15 protein-coding genes are annotated in these 15142 nt (G+C 72.9%); 7 read left to right on the top strand and 8 right to left on the bottom strand.

Translation table 11 applies throughout. The features are described 5' to 3' along the window. Window positions 1-44 precede the first annotated feature (44 nt). Window positions 45-2162 carry an acetate--CoA ligase family protein gene (locus tag AB0K05_RS32785; protein WP_364234341.1) on the top strand — a complete coding sequence of 706 codons (2118 nt, stop codon included), beginning with the start codon at window positions 45-47 and terminating at the stop codon, window positions 2160-2162. A 175-nt stretch (window positions 2163-2337) separates the two neighbouring features. On the opposite strand, the gene AB0K05_RS32780 is transcribed toward AB0K05_RS32785, so the two are convergent. The 5 genes from AB0K05_RS32780 to AB0K05_RS32760 all read right to left on the bottom strand — a co-directional run bounded on the left by AB0K05_RS32780 (window position 2338) and on the right by AB0K05_RS32760 (window position 6791). Beyond that, complete coding sequence (locus AB0K05_RS32780; RefSeq protein ID WP_364234339.1) at window positions 2338-3075, bottom strand: NIPSNAP family protein; 738 nt, start codon at window positions 3073-3075, stop codon at window positions 2338-2340. Window positions 3076-3092: 17 nt separating this feature from the next. Next, complete coding sequence (locus AB0K05_RS32775; RefSeq protein ID WP_364234336.1) at window positions 3093-3920, bottom strand: acyl-CoA thioesterase domain-containing protein; 828 nt, start codon at window positions 3918-3920, stop codon at window positions 3093-3095. Beyond that, on the bottom strand, window positions 3917-5629 hold the full coding sequence (locus AB0K05_RS32770; RefSeq protein WP_271278195.1) for a hypothetical protein: 1713 nt from the start codon (window positions 5627-5629) through the stop codon (window positions 3917-3919). The genes AB0K05_RS32775 and AB0K05_RS32770 overlap by 4 nt, the downstream gene beginning before the upstream one ends. Continuing rightward, window positions 5626-5871 carry a hypothetical protein gene (locus tag AB0K05_RS32765; protein WP_148031141.1) on the bottom strand — a complete coding sequence of 82 codons (246 nt, stop codon included), beginning with the start codon at window positions 5869-5871 and terminating at the stop codon, window positions 5626-5628. Before AB0K05_RS32765 ends, AB0K05_RS32770 begins: the two co-directional genes overlap by 4 nt. A 173-nt stretch (window positions 5872-6044) precedes the next feature. After that, window positions 6045-6791, bottom strand: a complete 747-nt coding sequence (locus AB0K05_RS32760) for an FCD domain-containing protein (protein WP_364234332.1) — start codon at window positions 6789-6791, stop codon at window positions 6045-6047. 35 nt (window positions 6792-6826) lie between these two features. On the opposite strand from AB0K05_RS32760, the gene AB0K05_RS32755 reads away from it, so the two are divergent. The 4 genes from AB0K05_RS32755 (at window position 6827) to AB0K05_RS32740 (ending at window position 11078) form a co-directional block, all read left to right on the top strand. Next, complete coding sequence (locus AB0K05_RS32755) at window positions 6827-7393, top strand: VOC family protein (protein WP_271278194.1); 567 nt, start codon at window positions 6827-6829, stop codon at window positions 7391-7393. Between the two features lie 106 nt (window positions 7394-7499). Beyond that, the gene (locus AB0K05_RS32750; RefSeq protein ID WP_364234493.1) at window positions 7500-9803 is read left to right on the top strand and encodes a xanthine dehydrogenase family protein molybdopterin-binding subunit; all 2304 of its coding nucleotides are present in this window, start codon (window positions 7500-7502) and stop codon (window positions 9801-9803) included. Then, the gene (locus AB0K05_RS32745) at window positions 9793-10260 is read left to right on the top strand and encodes a (2Fe-2S)-binding protein (RefSeq protein ID WP_148031137.1); all 468 of its coding nucleotides are present in this window, start codon (window positions 9793-9795) and stop codon (window positions 10258-10260) included. The genes AB0K05_RS32750 and AB0K05_RS32745 overlap by 11 nt, the downstream gene beginning before the upstream one ends. After that, window positions 10257-11078, top strand: a complete 822-nt coding sequence (locus AB0K05_RS32740) for a xanthine dehydrogenase family protein subunit M (RefSeq protein WP_364234327.1) — start codon at window positions 10257-10259, stop codon at window positions 11076-11078. Before AB0K05_RS32745 ends, AB0K05_RS32740 begins: the two co-directional genes overlap by 4 nt. Before the next feature lie 44 nt (window positions 11079-11122). On the opposite strand, the gene AB0K05_RS32735 is transcribed toward AB0K05_RS32740, so the two are convergent. The 3 genes from AB0K05_RS32735 to AB0K05_RS32725 all read right to left on the bottom strand — a co-directional run bounded on the left by AB0K05_RS32735 (window position 11123) and on the right by AB0K05_RS32725 (window position 13461). Beyond that, window positions 11123-11593 carry an Lrp/AsnC family transcriptional regulator gene (locus AB0K05_RS32735; RefSeq protein WP_364234324.1) on the bottom strand — a complete coding sequence of 157 codons (471 nt, stop codon included), beginning with the start codon at window positions 11591-11593 and terminating at the stop codon, window positions 11123-11125. A gap of 7 nt (window positions 11594-11600) precedes the next feature. Continuing rightward, on the bottom strand, window positions 11601-11990 hold the full coding sequence (locus AB0K05_RS32730; RefSeq protein WP_364234321.1) for a nuclear transport factor 2 family protein: 390 nt from the start codon (window positions 11988-11990) through the stop codon (window positions 11601-11603). Between the two features lie 283 nt (window positions 11991-12273). Continuing rightward, window positions 12274-13461: a cytochrome P450 gene (locus tag AB0K05_RS32725; protein ID WP_219549588.1), complete on the bottom strand. Its 1188-nt coding sequence runs from the start codon at window positions 13459-13461 to the stop codon at window positions 12274-12276. A 199-nt stretch (window positions 13462-13660) separates the two neighbouring features. Between AB0K05_RS32725 and AB0K05_RS32720 the strand changes: the two genes are divergently transcribed. Then, complete coding sequence (locus AB0K05_RS32720) at window positions 13661-14881, top strand: cytochrome P450 (protein ID WP_271280491.1); 1221 nt, start codon at window positions 13661-13663, stop codon at window positions 14879-14881. Continuing rightward, on the top strand, window positions 14878-15096 hold the full coding sequence (locus tag AB0K05_RS32715) for a ferredoxin (protein WP_271280490.1): 219 nt from the start codon (window positions 14878-14880) through the stop codon (window positions 15094-15096). Before AB0K05_RS32720 ends, AB0K05_RS32715 begins: the two co-directional genes overlap by 4 nt. Window positions 15097-15142: the final 46 nt, after the last annotated feature.

The raw sequence follows: 15142 nt of genomic DNA, 5'->3' as shown, positions 1-15142 counted from the left end.
TCAATCTTAACCATGATTGCTCTCTTTGAGCTAGGCTTGATCACATGACTTCACCCCCACTCGACGTCAGCGGCCGCCCGCTCGCCCTGCGGGCCATCGACTGGGACCCCCTGTTCGCCCCGCGCTCGGTCGCGGTCATCGGGGCCACCGACACCGAGGGCAGCCCGCAGCGGGCCCAGTGGCGCCAGGCCAGGGAACGCCTGCTCGCCAGGGGGGCGCACGCCGTCCACCCGGTCCACCCGGTCAAGCCCGCCATCGACGGCGTCCCCGCGTACCGCACCGTCCTGGACGTCCCCGGCGACGTCGACGTGGCGATCGTGCTCGTCCGCGACCCGCTGCCGGTGCTGGAGGACTGCCTGGCCAAGGGCGTGCGGTTCGCGTACGTGTTCGCGGCCGGCTTCGCCGAGCTGGGCACCGAGGAGGGGCACGCGGCGCAGCGGCGGCTGGAGGAGCTCGCCCGCGGCCCGATGCGGATCATCGGCCCCAACACGAACCTCAACCTCATCGAGCCGTGGCGCGAAGGTCTGCCCGGCCGCAAGCTCGCCGTGGTGACCCAGTCGGGCAACCAGGGACGGCCCGTCGTGCAGGGGCAGGAGCTGGGCATCGGCGTCCACGCCTGGGCGACCGTCGGCAACGAGGTGGACCTGGAGTTCGCCGACTTCGCCGCGCACTTCGCCAGGACGCCGGGCGTCGGCGCCATCGCCGCGTACGTCGAGGGCTTCGTCGACGGCCGCACCATGCGGCTGGCCGCCGACGAGGCGGTGCGCGCGGGCGTGCCCATCGTCTGCATCAAGGTCGGCCGCAGCGACCAGGGCCAGGCCATGGCCAAGGCGCACACCGGGCACCTGACCGGCCCCGACGCGGTGCACGACGCCGTGTTCCGCCAGTCCGGGGTGATCCGGGTGGACGACATCGACGAGGCGATCGAGGTCTCCGGCGCGTTCTGCCACACGCCGCCGCTGGCCGGGGACCGGGTGGCGCTGTGCGTCATGTCAGGCGGCACCGGCTCGCACGTGGCCGACCTGTGCGGCCTGGCCGGGGTGCCGCTGCCCCGGCTGGAGGAGCGTACGATCGCCCGGCTGCGCGAGCTGCTGCCCGGCTACCTGCACCTCGGCAACCCGGTCGACACGGGCGGCGTCGCGACCGCCCGGCCCGAGGGCCGCAAGGTGCTGGAGGCGCTGATCGAGGACGCCAACACCGACGTCCTGCTCGCGCCGATCACCGGCGTGTTCCCCGGCATGAGCGACGCCATCACCCGCGACCTGATCGCGCTGCACGAGCGGGGCGGCAAGCCGATCGTGGTCGCCTGGACGTCGCCGATCAGGGACGCCGACCATCGGGCGCTGTGCGAGGCGGGCATCCCGGTGTTCCACTCCTTCCGCACGGCGGTCCGCGGCATCCGGGCGATGGCGGACTTCTGGGCGCTGCACCGCGGCTACCGGGGCCCGTTCGCGGACGCGTCGCGCGAGCCGTCCGCCGCCTTGGCCGCCGTCCGTGGACGGCTCGTGCCCGGCTCGACGCTGGACGAGGTGGCCGCGAAGGACGTGCTGCGCGCGTACGGGATCCCGGTGGTGGAGGAGGCGGTCGCCGCGTCGCCGGACGAGGCGGTGGCGGCGGCGGCCCGCTTCGGGTATCCCGTGGTGCTCAAGGCGCTCGCCGACGGCCTGGCCCACAAGTCCGACCTCGGGCTGGTCCGGGTGGGGCTCCGCGACGCGGACGGGGTACGGGACGCGTACGCGGAGATCGTGGCCGGGGCCTCGGGGCTGCGGCTGACGGGGGTGGTGGTCCAGCCGCAGGTGACCGACGCGGTGGCCGAGCTCATCCTGGGGGTCAGCCACCAGGCGCCGTTCGGGCCGACGATCACGTTCGGGCTGGGCGGGGTGTTCACCGAGGTGGTGCGGGACGTGTCGTTCCGGGTGCCGCCGTTCTCCCGGGAGGAGGCGCTGCGGATGATCGGCGAGACCCGCGCGCCGGCGTTGCTCGCCGGCGTCCGCGGCCGGCCCGCCGGCGACCTGGACGCGGTCGCCGACGCGGTCATGCGCCTGCAGACGCTGGCGCTGGAGCTCGGCGACTCCATACGCGAACTGGACGTCAACCCCCTGCTGGTACGGCCGAGCGGCCTCGGAGCGGTGGCCGTCGACGCCCTGGTGATCACATCCTGACGTGAACCCCCGCACGACGCGGGGCCGGGCCGGGCTCCCACACCCGGCCCGGCCCCGAACACTTCGCGGCGGCCGGATTTGTCACCACACCTGACCCGGCCCCGCGCACGATGCTGCGGCGAATCCGTCACCACACCCGGCCCGGCCCCGCGCGCGGTGCGGCGGGCTGGTCTGGTTACTCTGACCAGTCCTCGGTGCGGTCGGAGCGGGACGGTTGGCGGCCGATGCGCATGGGGGACAGCGGGGCGTCGACCAGCAGGATGCGCTGGAACGACCGGGCCGTGTCGCGGAGCCGGGTCTTCCAGCCGCCGGCGGCCCGGTCGGCGTCGTTCGCGGCCTCGAAGGCGGCCCACCGCTCGTAGTCCGGCACGGCCCAGAGCAGGAAGCACTCGGAGTCGTCGCCGAGCGCGGTGCGCCAGGCGCCGGCCAGGTCCCAGCCGAAGCGTCCGTAGTGCGGGACGGCCTGGTCGCGGGCCCGTTCCAGAAAGTCGGCCGCGTCCCCCGGCGGCACCGTGATCCGCTCGTGCGCGTACACCTCGCCGCGCACCCCGTCGGCGCACAGCTCCTCGATGGTGCGCGTCCACGGCGCGGGCAGGAGCAGGCGGTCGACGCCGCCGGAGCGCATCTCGGCGGCGGCCGCCCACCAGGCGGCCAACTTCGGGTCCTGCAGCGACGGGTGGCCCAGCTCGTGCCGGAACGACGACGCCAGGCCGTCCCACCCGTCCTCCTCCCAGATGTTGACCACGCCCGGCCACCAGGCGGTCGAGCCGACGACGCCCCACACCCCGTAGCAGAGCTGGTCGCGCTCCTCCTGGGCGATGGGGCTGAAGTTGGCGGTCATGTGGTGCATGTAGCGGGCGCGGTTGTGGCCGGTGACGTCGATGAACTCGTGGATGTACATCTTGTCGTTCACGGGGACCCTCCGGAGGTTCAGGCGCTGAGGCGCATGGTCTGCTCGGCGACCCCGGCCAGGGAGGCGCCGTCCTGCCACAACGCCACCCGGCCGGCGGCGGTGCGGCCGGCGCGGGCCACCAGGCTCACGTCGAGCAGGACCCACTCGGCGACGGGACCGCCGAACAGCCGGAGCGACGCGCTGACGGTGGTCACCCGGGGCCGTCCCGGCAGGGTCCGGCGCAGCAGGTAGGGGACGTGGTCGCTGACCACCGCGAGCCGCACCTCGTCCGGCACGTCGCAGAGCACCCGCGCCCACAACAGCACCGACCCGGGCGACCCACCGGCCACCCGGACGTCGAGCATCATCGCGCCGCCTGACCCCGACTCGTACGAGCGCTCCGGACACTCCAACGGCCCGGGAACCCGCGGCGGGCTCGCGACGCCGCCCGAGGTCACCGTCCCAGGGCGAGCGACGACGCCGCCCGGCGCCACCGTCCCAGCGCCCGCGACCTCAAGGAGCGCGGCGGCCCCGGCCGAGGCCGCCGTCTCAGGGTGCGCGGCTGAGGTCGCCTCCACGACGGCGGTGCCGGTGAGGGCCGGTCGGTCGCCGTCGGTGGCGTCGAGGCGGCAGTGGGACAGGGCCCGGCCCTCGGTGAGCACGTCGCACCGTACGGAGAGCCGGGCGCCACGCGCGACGGGCCGCAGGAAGGCCGCGGACAGGTCGCGCAACCGCCGCCCGGTAGCGCGCTGGGCGGCGTCGGCGAGCAGCCCGAGCCCCCAACCGCCGAAGAGCGCGCCGGTCCCGGAGCAGATCTCGCGGGACACGGGCACGTCGGACGGCGGGCCGCCGAGCGGCCAGGTCATCGCCTGATCACGGGTTTGGTCACCGAGTTGGTGCCGCCGAAGCAGAACTGGCTGCGCCCCGCCTTGGCCCCGACCACGAACAGCTCGAAGCAGTCGGCCGACGGGTTGACGGTGACCGGCGTCTCGGGGGCGTCGAGCAGCCAGCGCAGCTCGGGGTGCGAGGTCTCGAAGGCCGGCATCGACTGGTTGAGCATGAGCTGGCGGAAGGGCAGCTTGGTGCGCCGGTGGATGGCCTCCTTGATGTCGGCGGGCGTCCATCCGGCGGCGGCGAACGCGGCGGCGTGGTCGGGCGCCATCAGCAGCAGGTTGGAGAACGTGCCGTGGAACGGGTAGCCGGCCTCCAGCGGCGCGTCCTTCTTGATCAGCCACGCCCCTGCGGACGGCGTGCCGACCGCGTGGGAGGTGAGCGTGGACCAGCTCTCGATGAGCTTCTCCGGGTCGGAGTTCTGGAAGTCGAAGAACTCGGTCATCCCGTACGGCACGTTCACGGTGACCGTGGAGTCTTCGAGGGAGTGGCCCTGCTGCACCCGCCACGGCTCCCACGGGGTGCGCTCCTCGTTCTCCGCCACGCAGGCGGAGAACTTCATCGGCGTGCCGATGGTGTCCATGTCGGTGATGCCGGGGTAGGACAGGCCGACGTTCATCATGATCAGCCGCAGGGCGCGGCCGATGGCGACGTTGACCTCGGAGACGGAGCCGGGGCCGAGGGCGCACATGCCGCGGTTCATGCCGATCTCGTCGGCGATCGGGCCGGACACCAGCACCACGGGCGCCTGCGGGCCGGTGGACATGGCCCAGGTGCGCAGCCCGATGGACGGGTCCAGCACGCACTCCATCATGGCCATGATCACCGGCATGGTCTCGGGCCGGCAGCCGGCCATGACCGCGTTGGCCGCGATCTTCTCGACCGTGCCGATGCCGAAGCCCGGCGCGAAGTCGCCCACGACGTGGCCGCCGTCCAGCCCGGACGCCGCGATCATGGCGTCGACCTTGGCCCGCGTGGGCGGCACCAGCGGCATGCCGTCGCTCCAGCCGTTGGCCACGAACCGGCGCTGCATCTCGTCGAACGCCTCCAGCAGGTCGCCGCCTCCGTAGTGCAGCTCGGGGGCGCTCTCCAGGACCATCGAGGCGAACTCGGGCAGCACGTCGAACACCGGCCGCGGCTTGGTCAGGCACTCGACCACCTCGGCGAACGACTCCTCGACCATGCGGTGGATCTCGGCGGTGTCCTTGTTGGAGAAGCACTCGGGCACGATGACCGGGCAGGCCTCGGGCACCCCGAAGGTCTTGGCGCTGAACCGGGCGTCCTCGTCGAAGATCGCCGCGGTGTAGCCGATCGCCGGCACGCCGCGCCGCTCCACCTCGCACAGGTCGCGGATGAGCCAGGAGGTGCAGCTGCCGCAGTCGGCGGAGGTGCCCACCAGGGCGTCGACCTTCTCCTCGATGAGCGTGAGCTGCTCCTCCGACAGGTAGCGGGTCGTGCCGCCGAGCGCGCCGGTCATCTCGACGAACGTGACGTCCTCGTACGCGGCCTCGATCAGCTCGCGGGCCTTGACCAGCGCGTCGAGGCCGTTCTGCTTGCCGTTCCAGTAGAGCGCCACCGTGGCGCCGTCGAGCGTCTCCGGCCGCGGCGCGGGCGGGAACCGGTCGCCGTCGGCGTGGGAGCGTGGCGTGGCCACCGGGTTGACGATGCTCAGCCGGGCACTCATGTAAGGACCTCCACCACGATCTCCGTTCCTGGGCTGCGGCGGCGCAGCGTCTCCGCCATGAGCTGGCTCAGCTCGTGCTGCGGCAGGACGCACACGTCGTCCGCGCAGTCGGGACCCGCGCTGCCGGGCCGGTAACCGACCCGGATCGTGCCGGCGTCCTCCGCCAGCAGCACGAGCTCGCCGCCGTCACGGCTGACCATCCGCTCGAACTCCGCCACCAGCCGCGCTCCGGTCGACGTCACGGCCATCACCACCCTTGCTTCCATAACCAGGTACCTAGTTTTACAGCCCGTGCGAGCGGCCGACAAGAGACCTGAGGCGAATTCAGGTACCTAGTTTTTCTCAGCTATGTTTTCTATCATTGCTACGATAAATTGAAACGGTGGCAACCCTCAAGCGGGTGCGCGCGGGAAAGTCAGGACGGCTCGCGCACGTCCGACCAGTCGATCACCTGGGCGATCTGCCGGGGGTAGCCCTCGCGCAGCCGCCGGCCGAACTCCTCCTCCAGCTCGCGCATCGCGTCGCGGGCCGCCTGCGCGTCACGCGCCGCCACCGCCGCGTGCACCGTGCGCAGCCGGCCCAGCACCTGCGCGCGGTAGCGCTCGTCCGGCACGAACCCGGCGCTGTTCACGATCGCCCGCAGCGCCGGGCTGAGGAAGGCGAACAGCTGGTTGTGGCAGCTCTCGGCCAGGTGGCGCCAGTAGGACTCGTAAGCCGCGGAGAAGGCCCGGTAGGAGCCGAGCCCGCGCTCGATCGCGTCGAGGTCGCCCGCCATCGCGGCCAGCTCCTCGTCGGTGGCGTTGCGCGCGGCCAGCTCCGCCAGGCCGGGCTCGATCATCACCCGGGCGTCCAGCACCGAGCTCAGCGGCGCCCCGGCGAACTGCAGCAGCAAGGCGACGGTGGAGGCGAGGTTGGGCCAGCCGGGCTGCACGATCTCCGGCCCGCCGTTCGGCCCCGGCCGCATCACGATCAGCCCCTGGTGCTCCAGGAACCGGAGCGCCTCCCGGTAGGTGCCCCGCCCCACGCCGTGCCGCCGCATCGCCTCGGCCTCCGGCAGGTAGCGGTCGCCCGGGCCCATGCCGCTGTCGCGCATCGTCTCCACGATCTGCCTGGCGACCTCGAGAGACAGCTTCGGGCGGCGCTCACCGGGATCAACTCGCACCCGCAGATTGTACGCAGCACGCACAGGAGGACCCGATGACCGATCTCGGCCTGCTCGGACTGTGCCACGTGGGCATCGCCGTGCCCAGCGTGGCGGAGTTCACCCGCACCTGGGGCACGCTGCTGGGCGTCTCCGACTGGCTGGTCACCGAGATCGACCAGCCGGCCGGACTCCTCCAGCTGCACGGCGAGCGGCAGGGCCCGTCCCGCTCCAGGATCGCCATGGCCCGCCTGGCGGACACGGCGATCGAGCTGGTCGAGCCGCTGGAGGGCCGCACCCGCACCTCGGCCTGGCTGGAGACCCGCGGCCCCGGCATCCACCACCTGGCCTTCTGGGTACGCGACCTGGACCACGCCGTGGCCGCGCTCGCCGATCACGCCGACGTCACCTACTCCCCCGCCGCCCGCCTCCGGCCCGGACCCGCCGGGGCGCCGGTGTCCGCGGTGGCCCGCGGCAGCGGCCCGCTTCCCGTCGATCCGGGGTTCTGGCTGTACTCGGAGTCGCGTGACGCCCAGGTGCCCTGGTGCCTGGAACTCCTGGACGCGCGCCGGGCGGACGTGGTGCGCGCCGCCTTCGGCGACCACGTCGTGTACCCCTCTTGATGATCGGCCGCACCAAGGTCTTGCCGGAGGTGTGACGTAGGCGACAATATAAGTCGCTATACGTCTAACGACGCGCCCCTGGCACCAACGGAGGTGGCCTGTGACGATGATCGGCTCGGCAGTACCACGCAAGGAGGACGCCGCGTTGCTCACCGGGCGCGGCACGTTCGTGGACGACATCCATCGTCCCGGGCTGCTCCACATGGTCTACGTGCACAGCACGGAGGCCCACGCGCTCATCACCGGCGTCGACGCCGAGGAGGCCCGCTCGCTGCCCGGCGTGGTCGGCGTCTGGACCGCGCGGGACTTCGCCGGCCTGCCGCCCCGCCCGTCCGTGCCCGGCCTGGAACGCGGCTACCTGGCCGCCGGCAAGGTGCACTACGTCGGCGAGCCGGTGGCCGTGGTCGTCGCCGCCGACCGGTACGCCGCCGCGGACGCGGCGCGCGCCGTGCGCGTGGCGTACGAGCCGCTGCCGGTGATGGCCACGGTGGCCGACGCGCTGGCGCCGGACGCGGTGCCCATCTTCGCGCCGCTGCCCGGCAACCTGGCCCTGGAACAGCAGGTGACGCCGGACGACGTGACGGCCGATCTGGAGGCCGCCCCGCACCGGCTGCGCGCCCGTCTGGTCAACCAGCGCTGCGCCGGCGCGCCGATGGAGCCGTACGGGGTGCTCGCCGACTGGACCGGGGCCGGGCCGACCGTGTGGGCCACGGTGCAGGCGCCGCACCGGGTCCGGGCGGAGATCGCCGAGCGGTTCGGGCTCGCCAGGCACCTGGTCCGGGTGGTCACGCCCGACGTCGGCGGCGCCTTCGGGGTGAAGTCGTCGTTCATGCCCGAGCTGTTCCTCGCGCCCGAGCTGTCGCGCCGGCTCGGCCGGCCGGTCAAGTACGTCGAGACCCGCGGCGAGCACATGGTGCACACCTACCACGGCCGCGACCAGTTGCAGGACGTCGAGGTGGGCTTCGACGACGAGGGCCGCATCCTCGCCCTGGACGTGACGCTCACGGTCAACATCGGCGGCGTGCCCGACCCGGTGGGCATCGGTCTCGCCACGCTCACCTCGTACATGCTGGGCGGCTGTTACAAGATCCCGAAGATCGCCGCGCGCTACCGGAGCGTCGTTACCAATACCACGCCTACCGCTTCATACCGGGGAGCGGGACGGCCCGAGGCGAGCTTCCTGATCGAGCGGGTGGTCGACCTGGTCGCCCGCGAGCTCGGCAGGGACCCCGCCGACGTCCGGAAGGCGAACCTGATCCAGCCGGGCGAGATGCCGTACCAGACCCCGTTCGAGGGGATCGTGTACGACGAGGCCGACTACCCGGCCGCGCTGGACCTGCTGCTGGACCGGCTCGGCTACGCCGGGTTGCGCGAGGAGCAGGCGCGGCGGCTCGCCGACCCGCGCGCGCCGCTGCTCGGTGTCGGGCTGTCCACGTTCGTGGAGATGGGCGGGTTCGGGCCCACGCCGCTGTTCGAGCAGTTCGGCTACCTCGGCGGCTGGGAGTCGGCGAACGTCCGGATGCAGCCGGACGGATCGGTGATCGTCCTGGTCGGCACCGCCCCGCACGGGCAGGGCCACCAGACCGCGCTGGCCCAGATCGCCGCCGACCAGCTGGGCGTGCCCTTCGACGCGATCAGCGTGCTTTACGGGGACACCGCGGTCGTGCAGGAGGGCACCGGCACCATGGGCAGCCGCGGCATGCCGGTCGCGGGCAACGCCGTGCGGATGGCCGCTGTGGAGGTGGCGGACAAGGCCAGGCGCGTCGCGGCCCACATGCTGGAGGCCGACGCGGACGACCTGGTGCGGATCGGCGACGGGTTCCAGGTCAAGGGCGTGCCCGACGCGACGGTGACGCTGGCGGAGGTGGCGGAGCGCGCCTTCAAGCCGCACCTGCTGCCCGAGGGCGCCGCGCTCGGCCTGGAGAACACCTCGTACTTCGAGCCCAAGAACCTCAGCTACCCGAGCGGGGCGCACGGGTGCGTGGTGGAGATCGACCGCGACACCGGGCGGGTGTCGATCCTGCGGTATGTCTGCGTGGACGACTGCGGCACCGTCATCAACCCGATGACGGCCCGCGGGCAGATCCACGGCGGGGTCGCCCAGGGCATCGCGCAGGCGCTGTTCGAGAAGGTCGCCTTCGACGCCGGCGGCCGGCCGCTCACCGCGTCCCTGGAGGACTACATGGTGCCGGGCGCGCTGGACCTGCCCCCGTACGAGACCCACCACATCGAGACGAGGTCCAGCTTCAACCCGCTCGGCGCCAAGGGGCTCGGCGAGGCGGGCGCGACGGCGGCGCCGCAGGCCGTGGTGAACGCCGTGGTGGACGCGCTGGCCCATCTCGGCGTGCGCGACGTGGAGATGCCCTGCACGCCGGAACGAGTCTGGAAGGTCATGCACGATGCGAGTTGAGATCACCGTCAACGGGCAGGCGCACAGCCGGGAGATCGAGCCCCGGCTGCTGCTCGTCCACTTCCTGCGCGACACGCTGTCCCTGACAGGCACGCACGTCGGCTGCGACACCTCCAGCTGCGGCGCCTGCACGGTCCTGCTCGACGGCGAGGCCGTGAAATCCTGCACCGTCCTGGCGGCGCAGGCCGACGGCCTCGCGGTCACCACGGTCGAGGGGCTGGCCGGTGAGGACGGGCTGTCGCCCGTGCAGGAGGGCTTCCGGCAGTGCCACGGGCTGCAGTGCGGGTTCTGCACGCCGGGCATGGTGATGGCGGCCACCGCGCTGCTCGCCGAGAACCCCGACCCGACGGAGCAGGAGATCCGCGGCGGGCTCAAGGGCAACATGTGCCGGTGCACCGGCTACCAGATGATCGTCGAGTCGGTCCAGTGGGCGGCCGCGAACGGAGGCGCGAAGTGATCCCGGCCGGCTTCTCCTACGTGCGCGCCGGCTCCGTCGAGGAGGCGCTCGACGAGCTCTCCCGGCACGGCGACGCCGCCAGGCCGCTGGCGGGCGGTCACTCGCTGCTGCCCGCGATGAAGCTGCGGCGGGCCGAGCCGGGCGTCCTGGTCGACATCGGCCGGCTCCGCGAGCTGTCGTACGTCAGGGCGGACGGCGACCGGATCGCGGTCGGCGCGCTCACCAGCCACCGGACCCTGGAGCGCGACCCGGTGGTGGCCGCGCAGGTGCCGCTGCTGGCCGCCGCCGCGCGCCGGATCGGCGACCCGCAGGTGCGCAACCGGGGCACGATCGGCGGCTCGCTGGCCCACGCCGATCCGGCGGCCGACCTGGCCGGCGCGGTGCTCGCGCTGGACGGGGTGCTGGTGGCGCGCGGCCCTGCGGGCGTACGGGAGATCCCGGCGCGGGAGTTCTTCACCGGCCGGCGCCGTAACGCGCTGGCGCCGGGCGAGCTGCTCACCGAGATCCGGCTGCCGGCCGCGCCCGGCCGGTCGTACGCGTTCGAGAAGTTCAGCCGCCGCGCCCTGGACTGGGCCGTGGTCGGGGTCGCGGCCCAGGCCCGGCCCGGCGGGGGCGTGGCGATCGCACTGATCGGCATGGGGCCGACGCCGGTGCGGGCGACGGCGGTGGAGGAGGCCCTGGCGGCGGGCGAACCGGCCGCCGAGGCTGCCCGGCTGGCCGCGTGGGGCTGCGAGCCGCCGGACGACGCGGTGGCGAGCGCGTCCTACCGCACCCACCTCGCCGAGGTGCTGGTGACCCGCGCCCTGGCCGCGCTGTAGAAGCCCGGGGCCCGGCCGCGACCTCGCGGCCGGGCCCCGCTCGTTCAGGACGTCGGCTTGACCTGCTGGAGGAGCGGGAGCACGCGGTACGGGACGCGGCCGCGCAGGGCTACCTCGGTACGGGTCCGGACCACGCCGGGAAGCGCGAGCAGGGCCTGCACGATCTGCTCCAGGTGACCGTTGTCCAGGGCCGCGATCCGGCACAGCAGGTCGCCCTCTCCGGTGGTCGAGTGGGCCTCCAGCACTTCCGGGAGCTGGCCGAGCCGCTCGGTCACGTCGTCCAGCCTGCCCTGCGCGAGGTGCAGGTGCACGAACGCCTGGACCGTGTAGCCGAGGGCGGCCGGCGACACGTGCGCGGCGTAGCCGGTGATCGCCCCGCGCCGCTCCAGCCGCGCGATGCGGGCCTGCACCGTGCCCCTGGCCACGCCGAGCACCCGCGCGTACTCGCGGTAGCCCGCGCGCGGCTCCTCCACGAGCAGGCGCAGGAGGGCCAGGTCCAGGTCGTCGAGGTCCACGAGACTGTCAGCCCGCCAGCACGGGGGCGATCAGGGCCCGCCAGGGGGCCAGATCGGTGTAGTCGCGGAAGCCGGTGATCAGCTCGCGGGCGGGATCCACCTCCGCGACGCCGTTGCAGGCGACGCTGTACTCCCGGCCGTCGATCCAGAACCGGTCGACCCGTTCGAGCCACGCGCGCTCGTCCGTGTAGCTCGCGGTCACCAGCTCCCACCGCACCCGCTCGGAGCGGCCCAGAATCGGCCGGAGCAACGCCGCGACGGCGGCCCGCCCGGCCACGGGCGCGTGCGGGACGTTCGCGTACGTGCCGTCCTCCGCGAAACATCCGGCCGCCGCGTCCGCATCCCTGGCGTGCACCGCCGCCAGAAAACGCTCCGTCACCCGATACCCGGCCGTCATCCGTTCCCACCCACCCTCCCGTGAGCACCCGCCACCCCGTGAGCGCCCAACACCCCATAGCCGGTCCTCACCGCACAAGCGGACGCCACCGCACAGGCAGATGTCACAGCGCGAGCGGATGTCATCGCCTGGTCAGGCGTCACCGCGCAAGCGGACGCCACCCTCCGGGCGGATGGCACCGCCTGGTCGGATCCCACCCCACAGCCGGTCGTCACCGCACAGCCGGTCGTCACCGCACAGACGGATCTCACCGCGTAGGCCGATCTCACCGCGTGGGTGGATGTCATCGGAACAGCACTGGATAGGAGGCGAAGTGGTCGCGGGAGGAGTTGGGGTCGCGCCTGGGCGGATGGTGGGGGTCTGGGCGGGCGCCGGCGGTGAGCAGGGCCGACAGCATGAGGGTGACGGTGCCGAGAACCTGCTCGGCGTCGTCCGCCGCCGGGACACCGCCGGCGAGTTCGGTGCCGATGCACGCGTGGGTGCCGCCGCCGAAGGCGTGGCCCCAGCGGGGGACGCCGGCCGGGACCTCGCGCAGGGGGTCGAACTCGTCCGGGCGCTCGAAGACCCGGGGGTCGCGGTTGGCCGCCGCGATGTCCAGCACGACGAAGGCGCCCTCGGGGATCTCGGTGCCGCCGCGCAGCACGGCGGGGGCCAGCGCGCGCCGCTGCGCGACAGGGCTGGCCGGGTGCAGCCGCAGGGTCTCGTGCACACAGCGCTGGAGCAGGGCCGGGTCGTCGAGGGCCTTCTCGGCGGCGGCCGGGTCGCGGCGGACCCAGGCGAAGAACTCGTCGGCCGAGTGCGTGAACGCGTCGGCGGTGCTGTGCGAGCCGGCCTGGAGGTAGAAGGCGCATTCGCGGAGCAGGATCTCCTGGTCGATGCCGAGCTCGTCCCAGTGGCGCAGCAGGCCGGTGAGCACATCGCGGGGCAGGTCCTGCTCACCCAGCTCGCCGGCCGCGTGCCGGGCCAGCAACGCCCTGCGGCGCTCCAGCGACGGCCGCATGAACGTGGCGTCGAACTCGTCCAGCGCCGCCCGCACCTCGGCCCGGACGACGTCCGGGTCCCGGGTGGTGTGCACCAGGGTGGCGCCTTCGGAGAACTTCTTCGCGTAGCGGTAGAGCGCGTCCGCCTCGGCCGCGGAGCCGGTGGGCCGGTCGATGCCGGCGACCAGCGCGGTCAAGCTCATGATCGTGCGGTAGCCGAGCTCGACCAGGTCCGCGCGGCCGTCGGCGGCGAACGGCGCCAGCGTGTCGCGTACGACGTCGTGCAGGAACTCGCGCTCCCAGTGCCGGAACGTGCCCCGGCGGAACAGCCGGTTCTCCACCCTGCGCCGCACGCGGTGGTCCTCCCCGTGCAGCACCAGCAGGCAGTCGGCCATGACGACCCCGCCCTCGTCGTAGAGCGCCTGCTTGAGGTCGCGCAGCCGGAAGGCCTCGCGTACGTCGGCGTAGCCGTCAAGAGTGATCGTCGTCATCGCCACGCGCTCCCTGATTGACACGGGGTTAGAACACTAACGACGCTACCAGCGGACACCGCCCTGCGGAAGATGTGACCCTGCGTACCGCCCTGTCATTCGTCGTTAGGGTCTTGACGCCGCTCGGTGAGCCACGAGACCCTCAGCAGGGACCGGCAACCCCCCGATCCGGTCGTGCGCAACGGAGGAGCAAGTCCAGATGACAGCCGTCGCCGAAGAGACAACGATCGTCCTCACCACGTTCGCGGACGCCAAGGACGCCTATCGCAGCAAGGACCTGCGCCAGTCGCTCTACGACGAGGGCGAGGTCGTGATGGCGGACGTGCTGGTGAACCTGCACGGCGACGAGCACCGGTCCCGGCGCCGGGTGGAGAACCGGATGTTCCGCCGCGAGGTGTTCGAACGCTACGAACGCGAGCTGTTCCCAAGGGTGATCGAGCAGACCCTGGCCCCGTACCAGGCGGAGGGCCGGGTCGACCTGGTGCACCTGGGGCACGAGCTGATGCTTAACCTCGCCGCCCTGACCGCGGGCGTCGACCGCCCCGCGGGCACCGCCGAGGAGACCGGCCGGCTCTACGCGTACATGATGAGCTTCATCGAGGGCGCCACGCTCGCGCACTCGACGAAGGACAAGGACGAGCAGCGGCGCGTGATCGCGCGGGCCCTCGAAGACTGGGACGCGGAGTTCCTGGCCCCGTCCATCGCCCGCCGCCGCGACCTGCTGGAGCGGGAGGCGGCCGGCGAGGACGTGGACGTGCCCAGCGACGTGCTGACCACGCTGCTGCGCCACACCGGGGAGCTGCGCCTGCCGCACGAGGTGATCCGCAGGGAGGTCGCGTTCTTCCTGCTGGCCGGCGCGCACACCAGCGCCACCGCGTTCGTCCGCTCGGTCGATCACATCCTGGGCTGGATCGAGGCGCACCCCGAGGACGCCGGGCTCGCCGCCGCCGACCCGCTGTTCGTCCAGCGCTCCGTGCACGAGACCGTACGGCTCAACCCGTCGAGCCCGATCGGCCGGAGGCGCGCGCTGGCTCCGGTCTCGCTGCGTTCCGGCATCGAGATCCCCGAGGGCGCGACCGTGGTGATCGACCTGCAGTCGGTCAACCGCGACCCGGAGGTCTTCGGCGCGGACGCCGCCGCGTTCGACCCGCACCGCACGTTCCCCCCGAACGTGGCCCCGTTCGGGCTGAGCTTCGCCGCGGGGATGCACGTGTGCATCGGCCAGGACCTCGCCGCCGGGGTCGTGCAACGGGCCGGCTCGGATCCGGACGACCACCTTTTCGGCCTGGTCACCGGTGTGGTCCAGCGGATGTTCGCGGCGCGGGTGCGGCGCGACCCGGACAACCCGCCGCAGCGTGACGCCAACACCCAGCGGCCCTACTGGGGCTCCTACCCGGTCCTGTTCGGAGGCGGCGAGTGACGTACCGGATCCAGCTCGACCGGGACGTGTGCATCAGCTCCGGCAGGTGCGTCGCGGAGGCGCCGGAGTCGTTCCGCTTCGACGACGACGAGATCGTCGCGCTGGTCCCTGGCGGGCCGCGGCTGACGGACGAGCAGATCTTCGACCTCGCCCGCGACTGTCCCTCCGGCGCCATCCGCGTCTTCGACGGGGACGAGGAGATCGATGTCTACTGAGGGCGCCTTCGCGTCACGACTGATCCCGTTCGTGAACACCTTGGGC

It is taken from the genome of Nonomuraea sp. NPDC049486, assembly GCF_040676925.1.
Classification (GTDB): Bacteria; Actinomycetota; Actinomycetes; order Streptosporangiales; family Streptosporangiaceae; genus Nonomuraea; species Nonomuraea ferruginea.
The sequence above is the reverse complement of the archived record's forward strand: the minus strand, read 5'-3'. Positions and strand labels throughout refer to the sequence as shown.